Raw genomic sequence first — 16,002 nt, forward strand, 5'->3', positions numbered from 1 at the left:
TCAGGAGAGGCGGCCTGGTTCTGTGATCCCCGCGTTGCCTCATGGGGCGCTTGAGGGGCGTGAGCAGCATCTCCCCCGGACCGGGAAGGCGCGTGAAGGCCCGCGGCGCGGCGCGCCCGGCGGTGGGCCCCATGAGCCCCTGCTCGGGCCCGGCCGGGGTGGTCAGAGCCCGCGCCATCACTCGCCCCGCCCCGAGGGCGCGCTCGCCCCGTGCCGGTCCACGGGGGCGGCCTGGGCGTCCTTGTGGGCCTTGGACGTCGCCATGACCGAGGGGTCCGGGGCGATGCCGAGCTTGTGGAGCGTGGCCAGGGCGATGGTCCGGAAGACGGGGGCGGCGACGACGCCGCCGAAGATGCCCGAGGGCTTGCTGACGATGACGGCGGCGGCGATGGCCGGGTCGTGGGCGGGGGTGAAGCCGACGAAGGACGCCACGGTCGCGTCCTCGGAGATGATCTCCGTGGTGCCGGTCTTCCCGGCCACGAGGTAGCCGTCGATCGAGGCCTCCTCGGCGGTGCCCCCCTCCTGGGTGACGCCGACGAGCATGGCGGTGAGCGTCTTGGCGGTGGCCTCGGACATGACGCGCACGCCCTCGGGCTGGGCCTGCCGCGTGACAGTGCCGTCCGCGGCGGTCCACGAGTCGATGACCCGGGGCGCCACGCGCACGCCGTTGTTGGCGACAGTGGCCAGGACCTGCGCGGACTGGAGCGCGGTCCCGGCGATGCCCTGGCCGAACATGGTGGTGTAGCGGGTGCGGTCGTCCCACTTCGAGGGGGGCGTGAGCAGCCCGGCGGACTCCCCCGGCAGCTCAATGCCGCTGCGGGCGCCCCAGCCGAAGCGCTCCATGTAGGCGTGGCGGACGTCGTCGGCGACCCTCTCCCCGATCTGGACGGTGCCGACGTTCGAGGACTCGGCGAGGACCTGGGCCGTCGTGAGCCGCTCGACGCCGTGGGGGTGGGAGTCGATGAAGGTCTGGCCGTTGGCGGAGGTCCAGGAGTAGGGGACGGTCCAGGTCTCCTCGGGCGTGACGGCGCCCTCCTCCAGGGCGGCGGCGAAGGTGACGACCTTGCCGACGCTGCCGGGCTCGAAGACGGCCTCGACGCAGCGGGCCCCGAGGTCGCGCCCGGCGGAGGCGGTGGGGTCACCGGGGTCGACGGCGCGGCTATCCGCCATGACGAGGACCTTGCCGGTGGACGGCTCCATGACGACGCAGCAGCCCCATTCGGCGCCCTGGGCGGTGACGACCTTGTCGATGGCCTGCTGGGCGAGGACCTGGAGATCGGGGTCGAGGGTGAGGGTGACGGTGGCCCCGGGGGTCGAGGCGGTCTCGGTCACCCTCCCTGAGGGGATCTGCGCGCCCGTGCGGCCCACCTCCATGGACCCCGAGCCGTTGACACCCCTGAGCCAGTCGTCCTGCGTGCTCTCAATGCCCGCCGTGCCCTCGAGGACGCGCCCCTCACCCTCGGCGGTCAGGCCGACGACGTTGCCCGCGACATATCCCGCCGGGTACGTGCGGCGCACCCGCTGGTCCGGCTCGACGCCGCGGATGCCCAGGGCCTTGATCTGGCGCCAGGTGTCCGGGGGGACCGCCTCGGCGATGACGGCGTAGGTGGAATCCCCCACCATCTTGGCCCCGAGCTCGGCCGCGTCGACCCCGAGGATGGGGGCAAGCTTGTCGGCCGCAGCGGCAGGCCCGTGCCCGACGACAACGGTCTCGGGCAGGCCGGTGGTGGGGTTGTCCTGCTCGACCTTGTCCTCCCACTGGGCGACCATCCGCTGGTTGACACCGATGTCGAAGCTCACCGAGGAGGTGGCCAGGATGGTGCCATCACGTCCGCAGATGTTGCCCCGCAGGGCGACGTTGGTCCACGTCAGGGTGCGCTCGGCGCGGGCCTTGTCCGCGAGGCCCGGGCCCTGGACCACCTGGAGCCAGGCGGTCCTGCCCGCCAGAGCGGAGAAGCCGGTGAGGCCGAGGAGCTGCAGGGCACGACGTCGGCTCGGGTTCATCGGCGGTCACTGCCCACTCGTGCCAGCAGCAGGGCCACCGGCGCTGGGCGCGCCACCCGCGCCGGGGGCTCCAGCGGCGCTGCCGCCGGTGACGGTGCCGTTGCGCAGGTCGACCACGCCGGGGGCGGCCGCGGGCACCATGCCGAGCTCGGCGGCGCGCTTGGCCAGGGCGTCGGGCGCGGCGGCGTCGTTCACCTGGCCGCGCACGGTCTCCAAGTGGTCCTGGACGACGTCGAGCTCGGTGGAGGCCTTCTGGAGCTCGTAGGCGGTGGCGGCCATCTTGGCGTTGAGCACCATCGTGATCGCCAGGGCGCCGATGAGGATCGCAGCGATGAGCAGCATGAAGGGGATGGCGGAGCGGCCGGGCGCGATGCCGCGCACCACGCGCAACTGGCGCTGGGGCAGCGGGGCCTCCCGCGCCCCGCGCTGGGGCCGGGGGCGCGCGCCGCCCTCCCAGGTCCTCTTGGTGGGGCTGGTGGGGCGGGCCGTGGCGGCGATCGCGGCGCTCATCGGCTCCTCCTTCCTCGATCTGTCGGTGCTCTGCGGCGGTGTGCCGGTTCAGGGGCCGGTGCAAGGGAGGTGGGGCGGGTTCGGGTGGCTGCCCGCAGGCGCACGGGGGCGCTGCGGGGGTTGGCGTCGAGCTCGGCCTCATCGGCCCGCTCGGCGCCCCGGGTGAGGGGCTCCAGGTAGGGGCGGTCCTCCTCGGGTATGATGGGAAGGCCCTGGGGGGCCCTGCTGGTGGAGCCGGCGGTGATCGCCTGCTTGACGATCCGGTCCTCCAGGCTCTGGTAGGACTCGACGATGAGGCGCCCGCCCACCCTCAGGGAGTTCAGGGCCCGGGGCACGGCGCGCTCGAGGACGTCGAGCTCGGCATTGACCGCGATCCGCAGCGCCTGGAAGGCGCGCTTGGCGGGGTGCCCGCCGGTGCGCCGGGCGGCGGCGGGGATCGCGTCGCGCACCAGCGCGGCGAGCTCGTCGGTGCGCGTCAGCGGAGCGCCGCCGTCCCGCCGGGCAACGATCGCCTGGGCGATGCGAGGGGCGAAGCGCTCCTCGCCGTAGACGCGCAGGATGCGGGTGAGCTCGGCGGCGTCGGCGGTGGCGAGGATCTGCGCGGCGGTGGGGCCCGCGCCCTGGTCCATACGCATGTCCAACGGGGCGGGGCGGGCATAGGAGAAGCCGCGCTCGGCGTCGTCGAGCTGGAGGGAGGAGACCCCGAGGTCCATGAGGACGGCGTCGACGACTCCCAAGCCCCCCTCGTTGGTCACGGCTCGCTCGCGCGCCACGTCCTCGACGGCGTCGTAGGTGGCCCGCACGGCTGTGAAGCGCTCGCCGAAGGGGGCGAGGCGCTCGCTGGCCAGGGCGATGGCCTGGGGGTCGCGGTCGATGCCAATGACGCGCAGGGTCTCGAAGCGCTCCAAGGCTCCCTCGCTGTGCCCGCCCATGCCGAGCGTGCAGTCGATGAGGACGGGGGTGGCGCCGCGAGCGGCGGCCCCCTCGATGGCGGGGGCCATGAGGTCGAGGCAGCGGGCGAGGAGCACCGGGGTGTGTCGCTGGGCCGCGGAACCCGCGGGGGCGCTGATAGCGCTCATCGGCGCTCCTCCTTCCTGTCGTGCTGCGGTGCTGGTGGGGGGGCGCCTTCGGCGCCGGGCCGAGTCGGTCGCGGATCGTCCTGCCAGGACTCCTCCCGCAGGTTCCGGCGCCGGGGAAGAGGCGTCGGACTCGGCGGCGGGCGGAGACCTCACGGGGCGATCCGGCTGGGCCGATCGGTTAGAAGAAGCCGGGGATGATCTCCTCGGCGGTGTCGGCGAAGACCTGCTCCTGGGCGCTCAGGTAGTTCTCCCAGGCGGTGGCGTCCCAGATCTCGACGCGCGACCCGGCGCCGATGACGGCCAGGTCGCGATCCAGGCCGGCGTAGGCGCGCAGCGGAGCGGGCAGGGTGATGCGGCCCTGCTTGTCGGGGATCTGGGAGTCGGCGCCGGAGAGCATGACGCGGACGTAGTCGCGCGCCTGCTTCTGCGCCAGGGGCGCCTCGCGGAGCTGGGCGTACATGCGCTCGAACTCCGCGGTGGTGAAGGCGTAGAGGCAGTGCTCCTGGCCCCGGGTCAGGACGATCCCGCCGGCCAGCTCCTCGCGGAACTTGGCCGGGAGGATGAGGCGGCCCTTGTCGTCGAGGCGGGGCGCGTGGGTGCCCAGGAACATCGGGTCCACTCCTCCCCCTCGGCGATCCAGTGGACTCCACCCTACTCCACTTTCCTCCCTTTCCAACCACCTCTACATCCACTTGTGATGGATATCCACCAACTTTCGACGGAAGAACCGCGAAATTCCGCGGTTTCACGCGGTGGAGGGAAGTGGGGGGACATGACGGCGCCGGGCCCGTCACCAGGGGTGGTGACGGGCCCGGCGGGCGGTAATGGGGGCGGGAGGAGGGCCGATCCGGGGGTCCCGACGGCGTCGGGGCGGGGCGTGGGGGCTCCCGTGGAGGGAAGTGGAGGAGGCCTGTGGGAGATGCCGGGGGCGCGGGGAGGGGCGCCGGGCCCCGAGGCTGAGGCGAAGGAGGGAGGTTGTGGGGAGCCCTGATCAGGAGGGGCTCAGCGCTCGTCGTACCGGCGGCGCTCCCAGCGCTCGGACTGGCGCTCCATGAAGGTGGAGCGCCCGGCGCGGGCCTTGGCGGCCCCGCCACGGGCATCGTTGAGCGTCGGGGGGCGGCGGACGATGAGCGCGACACCGGCGACCGCCAGGCCGAAGCCGGTCACGCCGACGAGGATGGAAACCAGCCCGTTGCCGTGCCCCAGGACGACACCGGAGATGACCACGACCAACCCGACGAGCACCAGGGCGATCCCCAGCCCGACTTTCCTCGGGGAGACGCGCGCGAGGTGGCGCTCGGGATGCTGGATGGTCTCCGCGAGGTCGGGATCCTCCTCATGGAGCTGGCGCTCGAGGTCTCGCAGCACCCGCTGCTCGCGCTCGGAGAGCGACATGCCAGTCCCTCGCTTCCTGTTCACCGCTTGAGCCTCGCCGCCCTGGGGTGATGGGAGCGGGGCAGGGCCGGGACCGGCTCTCGGAGCCCGGCCTGAAGCCCCGAGTCGGTCGCCCATGCAGATATGCCGAGCCCAGGGATTCGCCATCGAGTCTACTTGCTCTGGTTCACCGACCGCTAACCGGAGGGCGGAGAAGACTGGCCGGGGCCACGGCTCCCGCTCCCCATCTGCGCCTGACCTCGTCCGCCGCGCGCTCGGGCGCCCCCCGGCGGGGGTCGTCGTCGAGGAGGAGCTGGACGCCGTCATCGCCGCGGCTCAGGCCCTCGCAGCGCACGCCGAGGAGACGGTACCCGCCCGGCGGGGTGGGCAGGGCCTCGAAGAGAGATTCGATGGTCTGCCATACATCGCGGGCCAGGTCCGTGGGCTCGACCAAGGTCCGTGAGCGGGTCACCGTGGTGAAGTCAGCGCCGCGGGCCTTGAGGACGACGACGCGGGCCCGCAGATCCCCCGCCCTCAGGCGCGCCGCGCATTGGTGGCACTGGTCGAGCAGGACGCGGCGGGCGTGATCGCGGTCGCGCAGGAGGTCGAAGAAGGTGGACTCCGTGCCCACGGACTTCTCCTCACGGGAGGGAGTGACGGGGCGGGGGTCGATCCCGTGGGCCAGGGCGGACAGGTGGTGGGCGGCGGAGGGGCCGAGGATGCGGGCCAGGGCGCGGGTGTCCGTGGCGGCCAGCGCGCGCACGTCGGTGATGCCCCAGCGGGCCAGGGCGGCCTCGCTTTTGGCGCCCACTCCCCACATGGCGCCCACCGGCAGGAGGTCCAGGAAGTCCTGGGTGGCGGTGGCGGGGATGAGGAGGAGCCCATCGGGCTTGGCGTGGGAGGAGGCGAGCTTGGCGACGAGCTTGGTCGACGCGATGCCCACGGAGGCCGGAAGTCCCAGGCGGTCGTGGATCTCGCGGCGGATCCAGCGGCCGATAGCGGCGGGTCCCCCCATGCGGCGCCGGGATCCGGAGACATCGAGGAAGGCCTCATCGATGCTGACCTTCTCCAGCACCGGGGTGACCTCTCCCAGGATGCCCATGACGGCCCGGGAGACCTGGCTGTAGTGGCGGTGGCGCACGGGAAGGACGACGGCCCGCGGGCAGCGGCGCTTGGCCTCGGCCATGGACATGGCGGAGGCCACCCCGTGGGCACGGGCCTCATAGGTGGCGGCGCAGACGACCCCGCGCCCCCCAGTGCCGCCGACGATGACAGGGCGTCCGACGAGCTCGGGATGGTCGAGGAGCTCGACGGAGGCGAAGAAGGCGTCCATGTCGACGTGGAGGATGGGGGTGGCGGAGTCGTCGTCACCCCAGTCGCGGCGGGCGTCGGCGGCGCGCGGGGCTCTGCTCATGGGCCCTCCTCCCCCGCCGGCGCCCCGCGCGGCGCCCCGCTGATCCGATCGTGCTCGCGACGGCCTCAGGCTAGCGTGCTCCTGTGACACGCAAGCAGGCCCGGAGCGGCGATCGACGGCGCGCGGCGCGCTCCCCCGCGCGCTCACTGGCATCCCTCCCGGTGGGACCGGTGCCCACGTCCTTAGCCGTGGCGGAGTTGCAGGTGCGCGAGTCAGGCGTGCTCCTCCTCCTCGACGGGACGGAGTCGTCGTGGATCGACCTGCGCGATCCGGCGCATCTGGACTTCGAGTACCAGCAGCAGATGGAGGCCGTGCTCAACGCGCTGACCGGGACCGGGCCGGTGGGCGCGGCGCGCGGGCCCGGCGCGCCGGTCCACGCCCTGCACCTGGGCGGGGCGGGCTGCGCGCTGGCGCGCGCCTGGGACGCCACCCGGCCGGGCTCGACGCAGACGGCAGTGGAGATCGACGAGATCCTGGCGGGAAGCGTGCGGGAGTGGTTCGACCTCCCGCGCTCGCCACGGCTGCGGATCCGCGTGGGCGACGCGGCGCGAGTGGTGCCCGGGCTGCGCGCCGGCGAGTGGGATGTCATCGTGCGCGACGTGTTCGCCGCCGGGCAGGTGCCCGCGTCCTGCCGAGACGAGGCCTTCCTGAGGGGCTGCCGCGAGGCGCTGGCCGATGGCGGGCTGCTCCTGGCGAACTCACCGGCGATGCCGCGCGAGCAGGCCCATGGTGAGCTGGAGGCGGCCTCCCGCCTCTTCGGCGGGGTCCTCGTGGTGGCCGATCCGGCAGTGGCCCGCGGCAAGCGCCAGGGCAATGTGGTGATCGTGGCGCGCCGCGAGCCCTTCGGACCGGCTGAGGAGGAGGCGGTCGAGCGGGCGGTGCGGCGGCTGCCGCTGCCGGTGCGCACGTGGGGCGCGGACGCCCTGGCGCCTCGCGGGCGCTGAGCCGACCCCCGGCTCCCCCGCCCCGGGATCAGGACTGGTTGTGACCGGGGTCCTTCGTCTCAAGGAAGGCCTCAAGGCGCGCGCCGATCTCATCGGCGCTGGGCAGGTCGAGCAGGGAGGCGAGTTCGCCGACGCCATCGGCGTCCTTGCTCGGGGCCAGGGCGTCGTACTGCGCCTCCAGGGCGTTGACGATCGCGGTGACCTCGGGCTGCTGGGAGGCCTCGGCGTCGATCTCGAGCCTGTTGAGGCTGGCGGCGGCCTCGAGGTCACCCAGGGGCAGGGCGAGCCCGGCGGCATCGGCGACCGCGGCCAGCAGCGCTGAGGCGCCGGCCGGGTAGTCGTCACGGGCGACGTAGTGCGGGATGCCCGCGGCCAGCCCGCGGGAGTCGAGCCCAGCCTGGCCCAACCGGACCTCCATGTAGGTGGCGAAGGTGCTGGGGATCTCGACGGTGCCGAAGAAATCGGGCTGCTCGGGCAGCAGATCGAGGCGGCTTCCATGCTGGTGGATGAAAGTGGGGCGGGTGTGGGGCACGGCCAGGGGCAGCCCGTAGATGCTGATGGCCTGGCCGGCACCCAGCGAGACGGCCAGGTGGGTGATGGCGCCGGCGATCTCCTGCCAGCGGTAGTCCGGTTCGGCGCCATGGAGGAGCAGAAGCTGGGCGCCGTCGTCGTCGGTGAGGAGGTCCAGGACGAGGCTGGGCATCTCCACGTTGGTGAACTGGCGGGACTCGAAGCGCGCGACGGGCCGGCGGGCCCGGTAGTCGATGATCCCGTCGACGTCGAAGGTGGCCAGGCGCTCGTGCGGGAGGGCGAGGAGCAACTGCTCGACCGCCAGCGCCCCGGCGTGACCCGCGTCCATGGCGCCGTCGAAGTGGTGGAGGAGGACGCGCGGGGCGATGGGGCGCGTCAGGTTGGCAAAGGTGTAGAGCGGCGGTTGGATCATCCCTGGTCTCCTCTCGTGATCGTCGTCACATTTGTGATGATGCTTGCCCGGCTGCCCTGGGAGGGCAGGAGGGGAGCGCCGCATCGCTCCAGGCGAGGGGCGCCTCAAGAGCCAACGCGCTGGAGCCCCGGAGTGTTCCCGCGCCGCTCGCGCCCGGCCCGTTCCCGGGAGCGCCGCGCGGATGACGGGCGTGTTCGCGGTGGGCGTCGCCCAGGCCGCACCACGGCGCCCCTACGAGGAGAATAATGGACGCCCCTGTGCTGCGGGCGCATCGGAGGTCCACGAACCACCGCAGCGCGCCCGGGCCCGCCCGGAAGCGCGCTGGGCCGCCCCGCGGCCCGTCATATCCGTCATTGATCCCAGTGAGGCCCCGTGAGCACGTCGAGCCGGTCCCCCCAGGTTTCGCCAGATGCCGCCCCCGCGGCGCTCCCCGCCGACCAGGGCCCGCAGGAGGCGGCCCGTGAGCGCGAGATCGCTGTCGAGCAGCGGGTGGTGGACACCGCCTACGGAGAGCTCGACCGCCGGCTCGCCGAGGCCAGGTCTGCCCTGATCCGCACCGAGGCGCGCGGCGCGAGCGGCACCCATCAGTCCCGGGGCGAGCGCGACGCCTACGCCGTTCATTACTCGGGCCTGATCTCCACCCTGGAGGGCGTCGAGGAGCGCCTGGTCTTCGGGCGGATGGATATGCGCGCCGGCGACCCTGTCGCCCCCGAGGAGGGTGGGAGCGGCGGGGATGCCGAGGGCGCGGGCGGCCCGGCCCCGGGGGATGGGGCGGGCACGGCTGGCGCCGTCGGCGGGCCCGCGCGGCACTACGTGGGCAGGATCGGACTGCACGACACCGCCCGCCGCGAGGTGGTCCTGGACTGGCGGGCACCCTTGGCCAGGGCCTTCTACCAGGCGACCGCCTCGGAGCCGATGGGGCTGGTGCGGCGCAGGCACATCGATACGCGCGCCCGGCGCGTCCTGGGGGTGGAGGACGAACTCATCGATGTCTCGGCCCTCGACGGCGCTCGGGCCGTCGGCGGGCGGTCGGCGGGCCTGGCCGCGGAGGGGCTCCAGGGCGAGGGGGCGCTCCTGGCGGCGATGTCGGCGGCCCGCGATGGCCGCATGGGGGATATCGTCGCGACGATCCAGGCCGAGCAGGACCGGATCGTCACGGCTCCGGGCACGGGGGTGCTCGTGGTCCAGGGCGGGCCGGGCACGGGCAAGACGGCGGTGGCGCTGCACCGAGTGGCCTACCTCTTCTACGCCGAGCGCGAGCGCCTGGAGCGCTCCGGGGTGCTGCTGGTGGGCCCCTCGCGGACCTTCCTGCGCTATGTGGAGCAGGTACTGCCCTCGCTGGGAGAGACGGGCGTGGTCTCCACCACCATCGGAGACCTGGTGCCCGGGATCCGGGCGCGCGGCACCGAGAGCGCCGTCACCGCGGAGATCAAGGGGCGGGCCGTGTGGGCCCGGGTGCTGGCCCGGGCGGTCAAGGCCCTCCAGCGCGTGCCGGACGGGCCGCGGCCGATCGTGGTGGAGGGAACGGCGCTGGAGCTGAGGCCCGACGACGTGCGAGAGGCGATGTCACGGGCGCGGCGCGGCGGCAAGCCGCACAACCTGGCCCGCGAGCCCTTCGTGCTGTGGCTGCTGGAGCGCCTGACGGACCAGTTCGCCGCCGCGACCCGCCAGGACGCCTCGGACCCCGAGACGCGCGCGTGGATCCGCGAGGACATCCGCACCTCGCGCGACGCCCGCCGGGAGATCAACCTGTGCTGGATGCCGACAACGCCGCAGGGCCTCCTGGAGCGCCTGTGGGCGCGCCCGGCCCTGCTGGAGCGCCTGGCCCCCGAGCTCACTGGCGCCGAGCGCCAGGCCCTGCGCCGCTCGCCCGGTTCCGAGCTGACGCCCGCGGACATCCCGCTCATCGACGAGCTCGCCGAGTTGCTGGGCCCCAGTGACGATGCCCAGGCGCAGCGGGCCCGTCTGGAGGCGCGCCGTCGCGAGGAGCTGGTGGCCTACGCCGCCGAGGCGATCGAGTCCCAGGAGCTGGGCGGCGGGATCGTGACGGCTGAGATGCTGGCCGACCGCGTCGCCGACCACGGCCCCTCCCTCACCCTCGCCGAGCGCGCCCGGGCGGATCGGGGCTGGACGTACGGGCACGTCGTCGTCGACGAGGCGCAGGAGCTGGGGGCGATGGCCTGGCGCGCGCTGGCGCGGCGCTGCCCGGTGCGCTCCTTCACGGTGGTGGGCGACCTGGCGCAGTACTCGGGGCCGACGGCACCGTCGAGCTGGGGGCAGGCCCTGCGGGCGCTGGGCACGAGCCCGTCGGCGGATGGCGGGAGGAGCCCCCGGGGAGGTCATCACCAGCGCGGGCGGCGCGGAGGCCGGGGGCGGCGCGTCCCGCGGGAGGGCTCGACGCCGCTGCGCGAGGAGGTCCTCACCGTGTGCTACCGCACCCCGGCCACGGTCATGGAGGCCGCGGACGCGACGGCGGCCTCGCTGGGGCAGCCACCGGTCTACCCCGTGTCATCGGTGCGCGATTTGCCGGACTGCCTGCGGGTGGATCACGTGGGCCGGGCGGAGGGCGCCGGGGGCGCCGCTCTCGAGGGGGCGGTCCTGACGGCGGTGCGCGAGGAGATGGCGGCGCTCGATGAGGCGGTGGGCCCCGAGGGGGGCCGGATCGCCGTCATCGCGCCCGATCCCGAGCTCTGGGCCGCGCGCCTGGCGGCCGATGCCGCGCTGGCCGCCGCGATGGAGGCGCCGGGCGGGGACGTGCTGCGTTCGCGCCTGGCGGTCATGGGCCCGGTGATGTCCAAGGGCCTGGAGTTCGACGTCGTCGTGCTCGTGGAGCCGGGCCGGATCGGCCGGACGAGTCCGGGCGACCTGTACGTGGCCATGACCCGCCCGACCCGGCGCCTGCGCGTGGTCTCCTCCGAGCCACTGCCGAGCGGACTTACGGCACCGTAGGTTACGGTTGCGTAGGAGCGCGCCGCGCCTGGCGGCGCCGACCAACACGAGGAGGACGAGTGGATCAGGACCAGGTCGGCCCCGCCGCGCCGGCCCCTCAGACCACCGGCCCAGGGGCCTCGGCGCCCGGGCGGGCGAGCCGGCCGCACTACGCCCCGGGCGTGGCGGCGACGATCCCGCCCATCACCGAGCCGCTGTCCCGGATGCTCGACGACGCCGCGCGCGACTACCCGGACCGGGTGGCCCTGGACTTCCTGGGCGCCACCACCACCTATGAGCGGCTGGCCCGCCAGGTGGCCCGAGCCGCGGAGGCGCTGCGGGGCCTGGGGGTGCGGGCCGGCGACGTCGTCGGCCTCATCCTGCCTAACTGCCCCCAGCACGTCGTCCTCGCCTACGCGGCCTGGCGGATCGGCGCGATCGTCGCCGAGCACAACCCCCTGGCCCCGGCCGCCCAGATCCGCGAGCAGATCGAGATCCATCAGGGCGGGGTCATCATCGCCTGGGAGAAGACGATCGCCCGGGTCGTGGCGGCCACCGGATCGCTGGCCGAGGCCTCGCTGGAGGGCCGGCAGGTCCTCAGCGTCGACCTTTCGCGCCGGCTGCCCCTGGCGAGCCGCCTCGCCCTCAAGCTGCCGGTGGCAGCCGCCCGCTCCCAGCGCCACGAGCTGCGCGGGCGGGTGCCCGCGGGCGTGCGCTCCTGGGACGACCTCATGGCCGCCTCCCCCCTGCTTCCCGCGAGCCACCCACTGCCCGGCGTCGACGACGCCGCCGTGCTCCTGTACACCGGCGGCACCACGGGAACCCCCAAGGCCGTGCGGCTCACCCATGCGAACCTGCGCTCCAACGCCGAGATGAGCCTGGAGTGGGCCTCACGGGCCTGCGCGCCGGGCCGCGAGACCTTCTACGCGGTGCTGCCCTTCTTCCACGCCTTCGGGCTGTCCCTCAACCTACTGTGCGCCGTTGGCATGGCGGCCACCCAGGTGGTGCTGCCCAAGTTCAGCGCGGACATGGTGCTGACGGCCTGGAAGCGGCGGCCCGCCACCTTCTTCCCGGGCGTGCCAGTCATGTTCGACCGGATCCTCGCCCGGGCCAAGGCCACTGGCGCGGACCTGTCGAGCTGCTCGGTGGCGGTGTGCGGGGCGGCCGCGAATCCCAAGGCGGTGGCGCAAGCCTGGGAGGAGGCCACGGGCGGGGTCATCATCGAGGGCTATGGGATGACCGAGACCTCCCCCATCATCCTGGGCAATCCCATCTCCCCTGAACGGCGCGCGGGGGCGCTGGGGGTCCCCTACCCGTCGACCGAGGTGCGGCTCGTGGACCCGGAGGCCCCCCAGGTCGAGGTCGCGCCCGGCGACGTCGGCGAACTCGTGGTCCGCGGCCCCCAGGTCTTCGCCGGCTATTGGCACGACCCCGAGGAGACCGAGGCCGTCATGCTGCCCGGCGGCTGGCTGCGCACCGGTGACCTCGTGCGCCAGGAGGCCGACGGCTTCTACGTCATCGCCGACCGCCGCAAGGAACTCATCATCTCCGGCGGCTTCAACATCTACCCCACCGAGGTGGAGGCCGCCGTGCGCTCCATGCCGGAGATCGCCGACGTGGCCGTGGTGGGCGTGCCCAGCCGCGTCGGCGATGAGCGCGTGGTGGCGGCGATCGTCCCCCATGAGGGGCAGACCGTCACCCTGGAGCAGGTGCGCGCGTGGGCCGAGCGGACGCTCTCCCATTACGCCCTCCCCCGTGAGATCGCGATCCTGTCCGAGCTCCCCCGCTCGATGATCGGCAAGGTGCTGCGCCGCGCGGTGCGCGACCAGATCATGGCCGTCCGGGGCGAAGGCGCGGGAGGCCAGGGGCTCCAGTCCGATCAGTGAGGGGCGCGCCCATCAGCGAGGGCGCGCCCAGACGGATGACGATCAGCGGCCCGCGGCCGGCTGGCCCCGCTGGTTGCCCGGGGCCGTCGGCGGCCCGCGGCCCCAGCCCTGCCAGCCCGGTGAGCCCGGTCAGTCCCTGGGGAGGCGGTAGCGCTCCATGAGGCCCAGGGCGAACTCGGGGTCATAGTGGTTGGTGGTCAGGGGCGTCGCCTCGTCGAGGGCGGCGATGGCGTCCATCTCCTCCCCTGCCAGGCAGAAGTCGAGGATGTCGAGGTTGGCGACCATGCGGTCGCGGCGCGCGGACTTGGGGATGATGATGACATCGCGCTGCAGCAGGTAGCGCAGGGCCACCTGGGCGGCGGTTTTGCCATGGGCCTGCCCGATGGCGGTGAGCACCGGGTGGGTGAAGATGCCCTTGCGGCCCTGGGCGAGCGGCCCCCAGGACTCCAGGGCGGTGCCGTGCTTGGCGTACCAGGGGCGGGAGGACGCCTGCTGGTTGAAGACGTGGGTCTCCATCTGGTTGACGGCCGGGGCGACATCGACGTTCAGCGCCAGGTCGACGAAGCGGTCCGGGAAGAAGTTGGACACGCCGATGGCGCGGGCCTTGCCGGCCTTGAGGGCGGTCTCCATGGCGCGGTAGGTGCCGTAGTAGTCGCCGAAGGGCTGGTGAACGAGGAGGAGGTCGACGTAGTCGGTGCCCAGGCGTCGCAGGGAGGCGTCGATCGAGCGGGCGGCCGTGTCCTCGCCGGCGTTGGAGAACCAGACCTTCGTGGTGAGGAACAGGTCCTCGCGGGGAATGCCGCAGGCGGCGACGGCTGCCCCCACGCCCTCCTCGTTGCGGTACGCCTGAGCGGTGTCGATCGAGCGGTAGCCGACCTCGATGGCCTCGCGCACGGCCCGCTCGGTCTCCTCGGGCGGAGTGCGGAAGACGCCGTAGCCGATCACCGGCATGGCGACGCCGTTGTTGAGGGTGGTGGTGGGGATCTCAGGGGCGGATGGAGCGGTCATGAGGATCTCCCTCGCGGTGAGGCGGTTGCCGCGGTGACTCTCGCCGTGGTGGGACTCTTACAGAAGGCCGGAGGCGGCCAGGACCGCGCTGAGGGCCTCGACCTCCTCGGCGGAGGCGCGCACGAGCGGCAGGCGCAGGGCGGCGCTGGGGATGCGCCCCTGGAGGAGGAGGGCCTCCTTGGCCATGACGGCCCCCTGGCCACCTCCCATGATGGCACCGACGAGCGGGCGCATGCGCTGGGCGACGGCGCGGGCCCCGGCGAGGTCCCCCTCATCGACCTCGGTGATCATCTCGCGCCAGGAGTGGGCATCCGCATGGGCCACCACTGAGATGACGCCGCTGGCGCCGTGGGCGAGCCAGGCAAAGTTGAGGCCGTCATCCCCCGAGTAGTACTCCAGGCCGGTGGCCTCCATGCGGCGGAAGCCCTGCTCGACATCGCCGGTGGCGTCCTTGACGGCCAGCACGCGGGGGTGCTCGGCCAGGCGGGAGAGGGTGTCATCGAGGATGCGCACACCGGTGCGGCCGGGGATGTCGTAGATCATGACCGGCAGGTCGGTGGCCTCGACGACGGCCATGATGTGCTGGTAGACGCCCTCCTGGCTGGGGCGGTTGTAGTAGGGGGCGTTGATGAGCAGGCCCTCGGCGCCCGCGGCCTGGCTGCCCACGCCGATGCGCACGGCGTGAGCGGTGTCGTTGGAGCCGGCGCCGGCCATCAGCATGGCGCGCCCGGCGAGGGCGTCCTTGACCTCGCGCAGGAGGGTCTGCTTCTCGGGCAGGTGGGTGGTGGGGGCCTCCCCGGTGGTCCCGGCCAGGAGGATGAGGTCGGCGCCGTCGTCGACCAGGGAGACGGCCAGCGACTGGGCGGCGGGGACGTCGATCTCACCCTCGGGGGTGAAGGGCGTGATCATGGCGACGCCGACGGAGCCGAAGGAGCGCGGGGGCGGGGTGCTCTGGGTCATGCTCCGAGGGTAACGGCGATCACGCTCTGAGGACAGGGCGTCTCAGGGCCTCGCCGAGGCTTCCTGGGGCCCACTGGGTCCGCCTGGGCTCGCGGTTGCCGACCACCATGGTCAGACCGGGTCCGGCGGGGAAGGCTCAGCGATAGGCTCGCGCTCATGAATGAGAGCAACGAGCGGCGCCACGCGCCCTCCGTCTTCGACGCCGATCCCGTCTTAGGGCTGAGCGGGGGGCCTGGAGGAGGGCGGGGCTCCCAGGAGAGGGCCGCTGAGCCGGTCGCGGAGCAGGCGGGCTTCGTGCGCCCCGCGCGGGAGTCGGATCTGCCCCTGATTGGGAGGGTCCACGCGGCGACGATGCTGGCCTCCATGGAGGCGGGCCACGCCAGCGCCCATAGTGGCGCGGGCCTCCCCGATGGCGTGAGGGCGATGATCGCGGCACCCGTGGTGGCGGCGGGCTGGGAGGAGCCGGTCACCGCGCCGCCCAGCCCGCGGCATCATGTCCTCGTGGCCACGCGGGGGCCTCTGGTGGTGGGGCTGGTGGGGCTCGCCCCCACGCAGGGCCTGGATGATTCCGGGCGGCCAGTGCCCGGATCCGGGGCGGTTGAGGTGACGGCGATCGGGGTGGCCCCGGAGCACCAGCGCCAGGGCCACGGCTCACGGCTGCTGGCGGCGGCGGTGGACCTGGCCCGTGAGGACGGGGCGCGGGCCCTGCTCGTGTGGGCGCTGCGCGGGGATGAGTCGATGTCCCGCCTGTTCACGGCGGTGGGGATGGCTCCCACGGGGATGCGGCGCGAACTGCCGATCGGCGACGGCGTCGTCGAGGACTGTTGGGCCGCCACCATCTGACTCACCGCGCAACATGGCGAGGTTTGAGGATTCCTTTTTCTAACACGATGTCACCTCGCGCGTAATCGCAGGTCAAAGCGGTGCCTCATTCGAAACTCGGGCATTCAGG

Annotated in this window: 13 protein-coding genes; 4 read left to right on the plus strand and 9 right to left on the minus strand. The window is 73.5% G+C overall.

Going from position 1 to position 16,002, the window contains the following annotated elements:
* Positions 1 to 177: 177 nt before the first annotated feature.
* The 6 genes from GVV76_RS08895 to dinB all read right to left on the minus strand — a co-directional run bounded on the left by GVV76_RS08895 (position 178) and on the right by dinB (position 6,381).
* Positions 178 to 2,004, minus strand: coding sequence for a peptidoglycan D,D-transpeptidase FtsI family protein (locus tag GVV76_RS08895; RefSeq protein ID WP_159626489.1), 1,827 nt, complete (start codon positions 2,002 to 2,004; stop codon positions 178 to 180).
* A 6-nt stretch (positions 2,005 to 2,010) separates the two neighbouring features.
* On the minus strand, positions 2,011 to 2,514 hold the full coding sequence (locus tag GVV76_RS08900) for a hypothetical protein (RefSeq protein ID WP_159626491.1): 504 nt from the start codon (positions 2,512 to 2,514) through the stop codon (positions 2,011 to 2,013).
* Complete coding sequence (gene rsmH, locus GVV76_RS08905) at positions 2,511 to 3,593, minus strand: 16S rRNA (cytosine(1402)-N(4))-methyltransferase RsmH (RefSeq protein WP_159626493.1); 1,083 nt, start codon at positions 3,591 to 3,593, stop codon at positions 2,511 to 2,513. Before rsmH ends, GVV76_RS08900 begins: the two co-directional genes overlap by 4 nt.
* A 178-nt stretch (positions 3,594 to 3,771) precedes the next feature.
* A complete protein-coding gene (mraZ, locus tag GVV76_RS08910; protein ID WP_017176957.1) occupies positions 3,772 to 4,203 on the minus strand; it encodes a division/cell wall cluster transcriptional repressor MraZ in 432 nt (143 codons plus the stop codon).
* A 392-nt stretch (positions 4,204 to 4,595) separates the two neighbouring features.
* On the minus strand, positions 4,596 to 4,988 hold the full coding sequence (locus GVV76_RS08915; protein ID WP_159524364.1) for a DUF3040 domain-containing protein: 393 nt from the start codon (positions 4,986 to 4,988) through the stop codon (positions 4,596 to 4,598).
* A gap of 166 nt (positions 4,989 to 5,154) precedes the next feature.
* Entirely contained in the window at positions 5,155 to 6,381 is a 1,227-nt protein-coding gene (dinB, locus tag GVV76_RS08920; protein WP_159626495.1) for a DNA polymerase IV, read from the minus strand.
* Positions 6,382 to 6,551: 170 nt separating this feature from the next.
* Between dinB and GVV76_RS08925 the strand changes: the two genes are divergently transcribed.
* Positions 6,552 to 7,325 carry a spermidine synthase gene (locus GVV76_RS08925; protein WP_175994109.1) on the plus strand — a complete coding sequence of 258 codons (774 nt, stop codon included), beginning with the start codon at positions 6,552 to 6,554 and terminating at the stop codon, positions 7,323 to 7,325.
* Between the two features lie 28 nt (positions 7,326 to 7,353).
* On the opposite strand, the gene GVV76_RS08930 is transcribed toward GVV76_RS08925, so the two are convergent.
* Positions 7,354 to 8,268 (minus strand): PAC2 family protein, encoded by a 915-nt coding sequence (locus GVV76_RS08930; RefSeq protein WP_159524367.1) that lies wholly within the window; start codon positions 8,266 to 8,268, stop codon positions 7,354 to 7,356.
* 372 nt (positions 8,269 to 8,640) lie between these two features.
* Between GVV76_RS08930 and GVV76_RS08935 the strand changes: the two genes are divergently transcribed.
* Positions 8,641 to 11,217, plus strand: coding sequence for an AAA family ATPase (locus GVV76_RS08935; protein ID WP_159626499.1), 2,577 nt, complete (start codon positions 8,641 to 8,643; stop codon positions 11,215 to 11,217).
* Between the two features lie 59 nt (positions 11,218 to 11,276).
* The gene (locus GVV76_RS08940; protein ID WP_159626501.1) at positions 11,277 to 13,082 is read left to right on the plus strand and encodes an AMP-binding protein; all 1,806 of its coding nucleotides are present in this window, start codon (positions 11,277 to 11,279) and stop codon (positions 13,080 to 13,082) included.
* A 129-nt stretch (positions 13,083 to 13,211) separates the two neighbouring features.
* Here the strand turns inward: GVV76_RS08940 and GVV76_RS08945 are convergent, their stop codons facing one another.
* Together GVV76_RS08945 and dapA are read right to left on the minus strand one after the other, a co-directional pair.
* Positions 13,212 to 14,090 carry an aldo/keto reductase gene (locus tag GVV76_RS08945; protein WP_159626503.1) on the minus strand — a complete coding sequence of 293 codons (879 nt, stop codon included), beginning with the start codon at positions 14,088 to 14,090 and terminating at the stop codon, positions 13,212 to 13,214.
* Positions 14,091 to 14,147: 57 nt separating this feature from the next.
* Entirely contained in the window at positions 14,148 to 15,050 is a 903-nt protein-coding gene (dapA, locus tag GVV76_RS08950) for a 4-hydroxy-tetrahydrodipicolinate synthase (protein WP_159524371.1), read from the minus strand.
* A gap of 156 nt (positions 15,051 to 15,206) precedes the next feature.
* On the opposite strand from dapA, the gene GVV76_RS08955 reads away from it, so the two are divergent.
* Positions 15,207 to 15,893: a GNAT family N-acetyltransferase gene (locus GVV76_RS08955; protein WP_159626505.1), complete on the plus strand. Its 687-nt coding sequence runs from the start codon at positions 15,207 to 15,209 to the stop codon at positions 15,891 to 15,893.
* Positions 15,894 to 16,002 lie beyond the last annotated feature (109 nt).

Origin of the sequence: Actinomyces sp. zg296 (assembly GCF_009829695.1) — a bacterium.
Classification (GTDB): Bacteria; Actinomycetota; Actinomycetes; order Actinomycetales; family Actinomycetaceae; genus Actinomyces; species Actinomyces marmotae.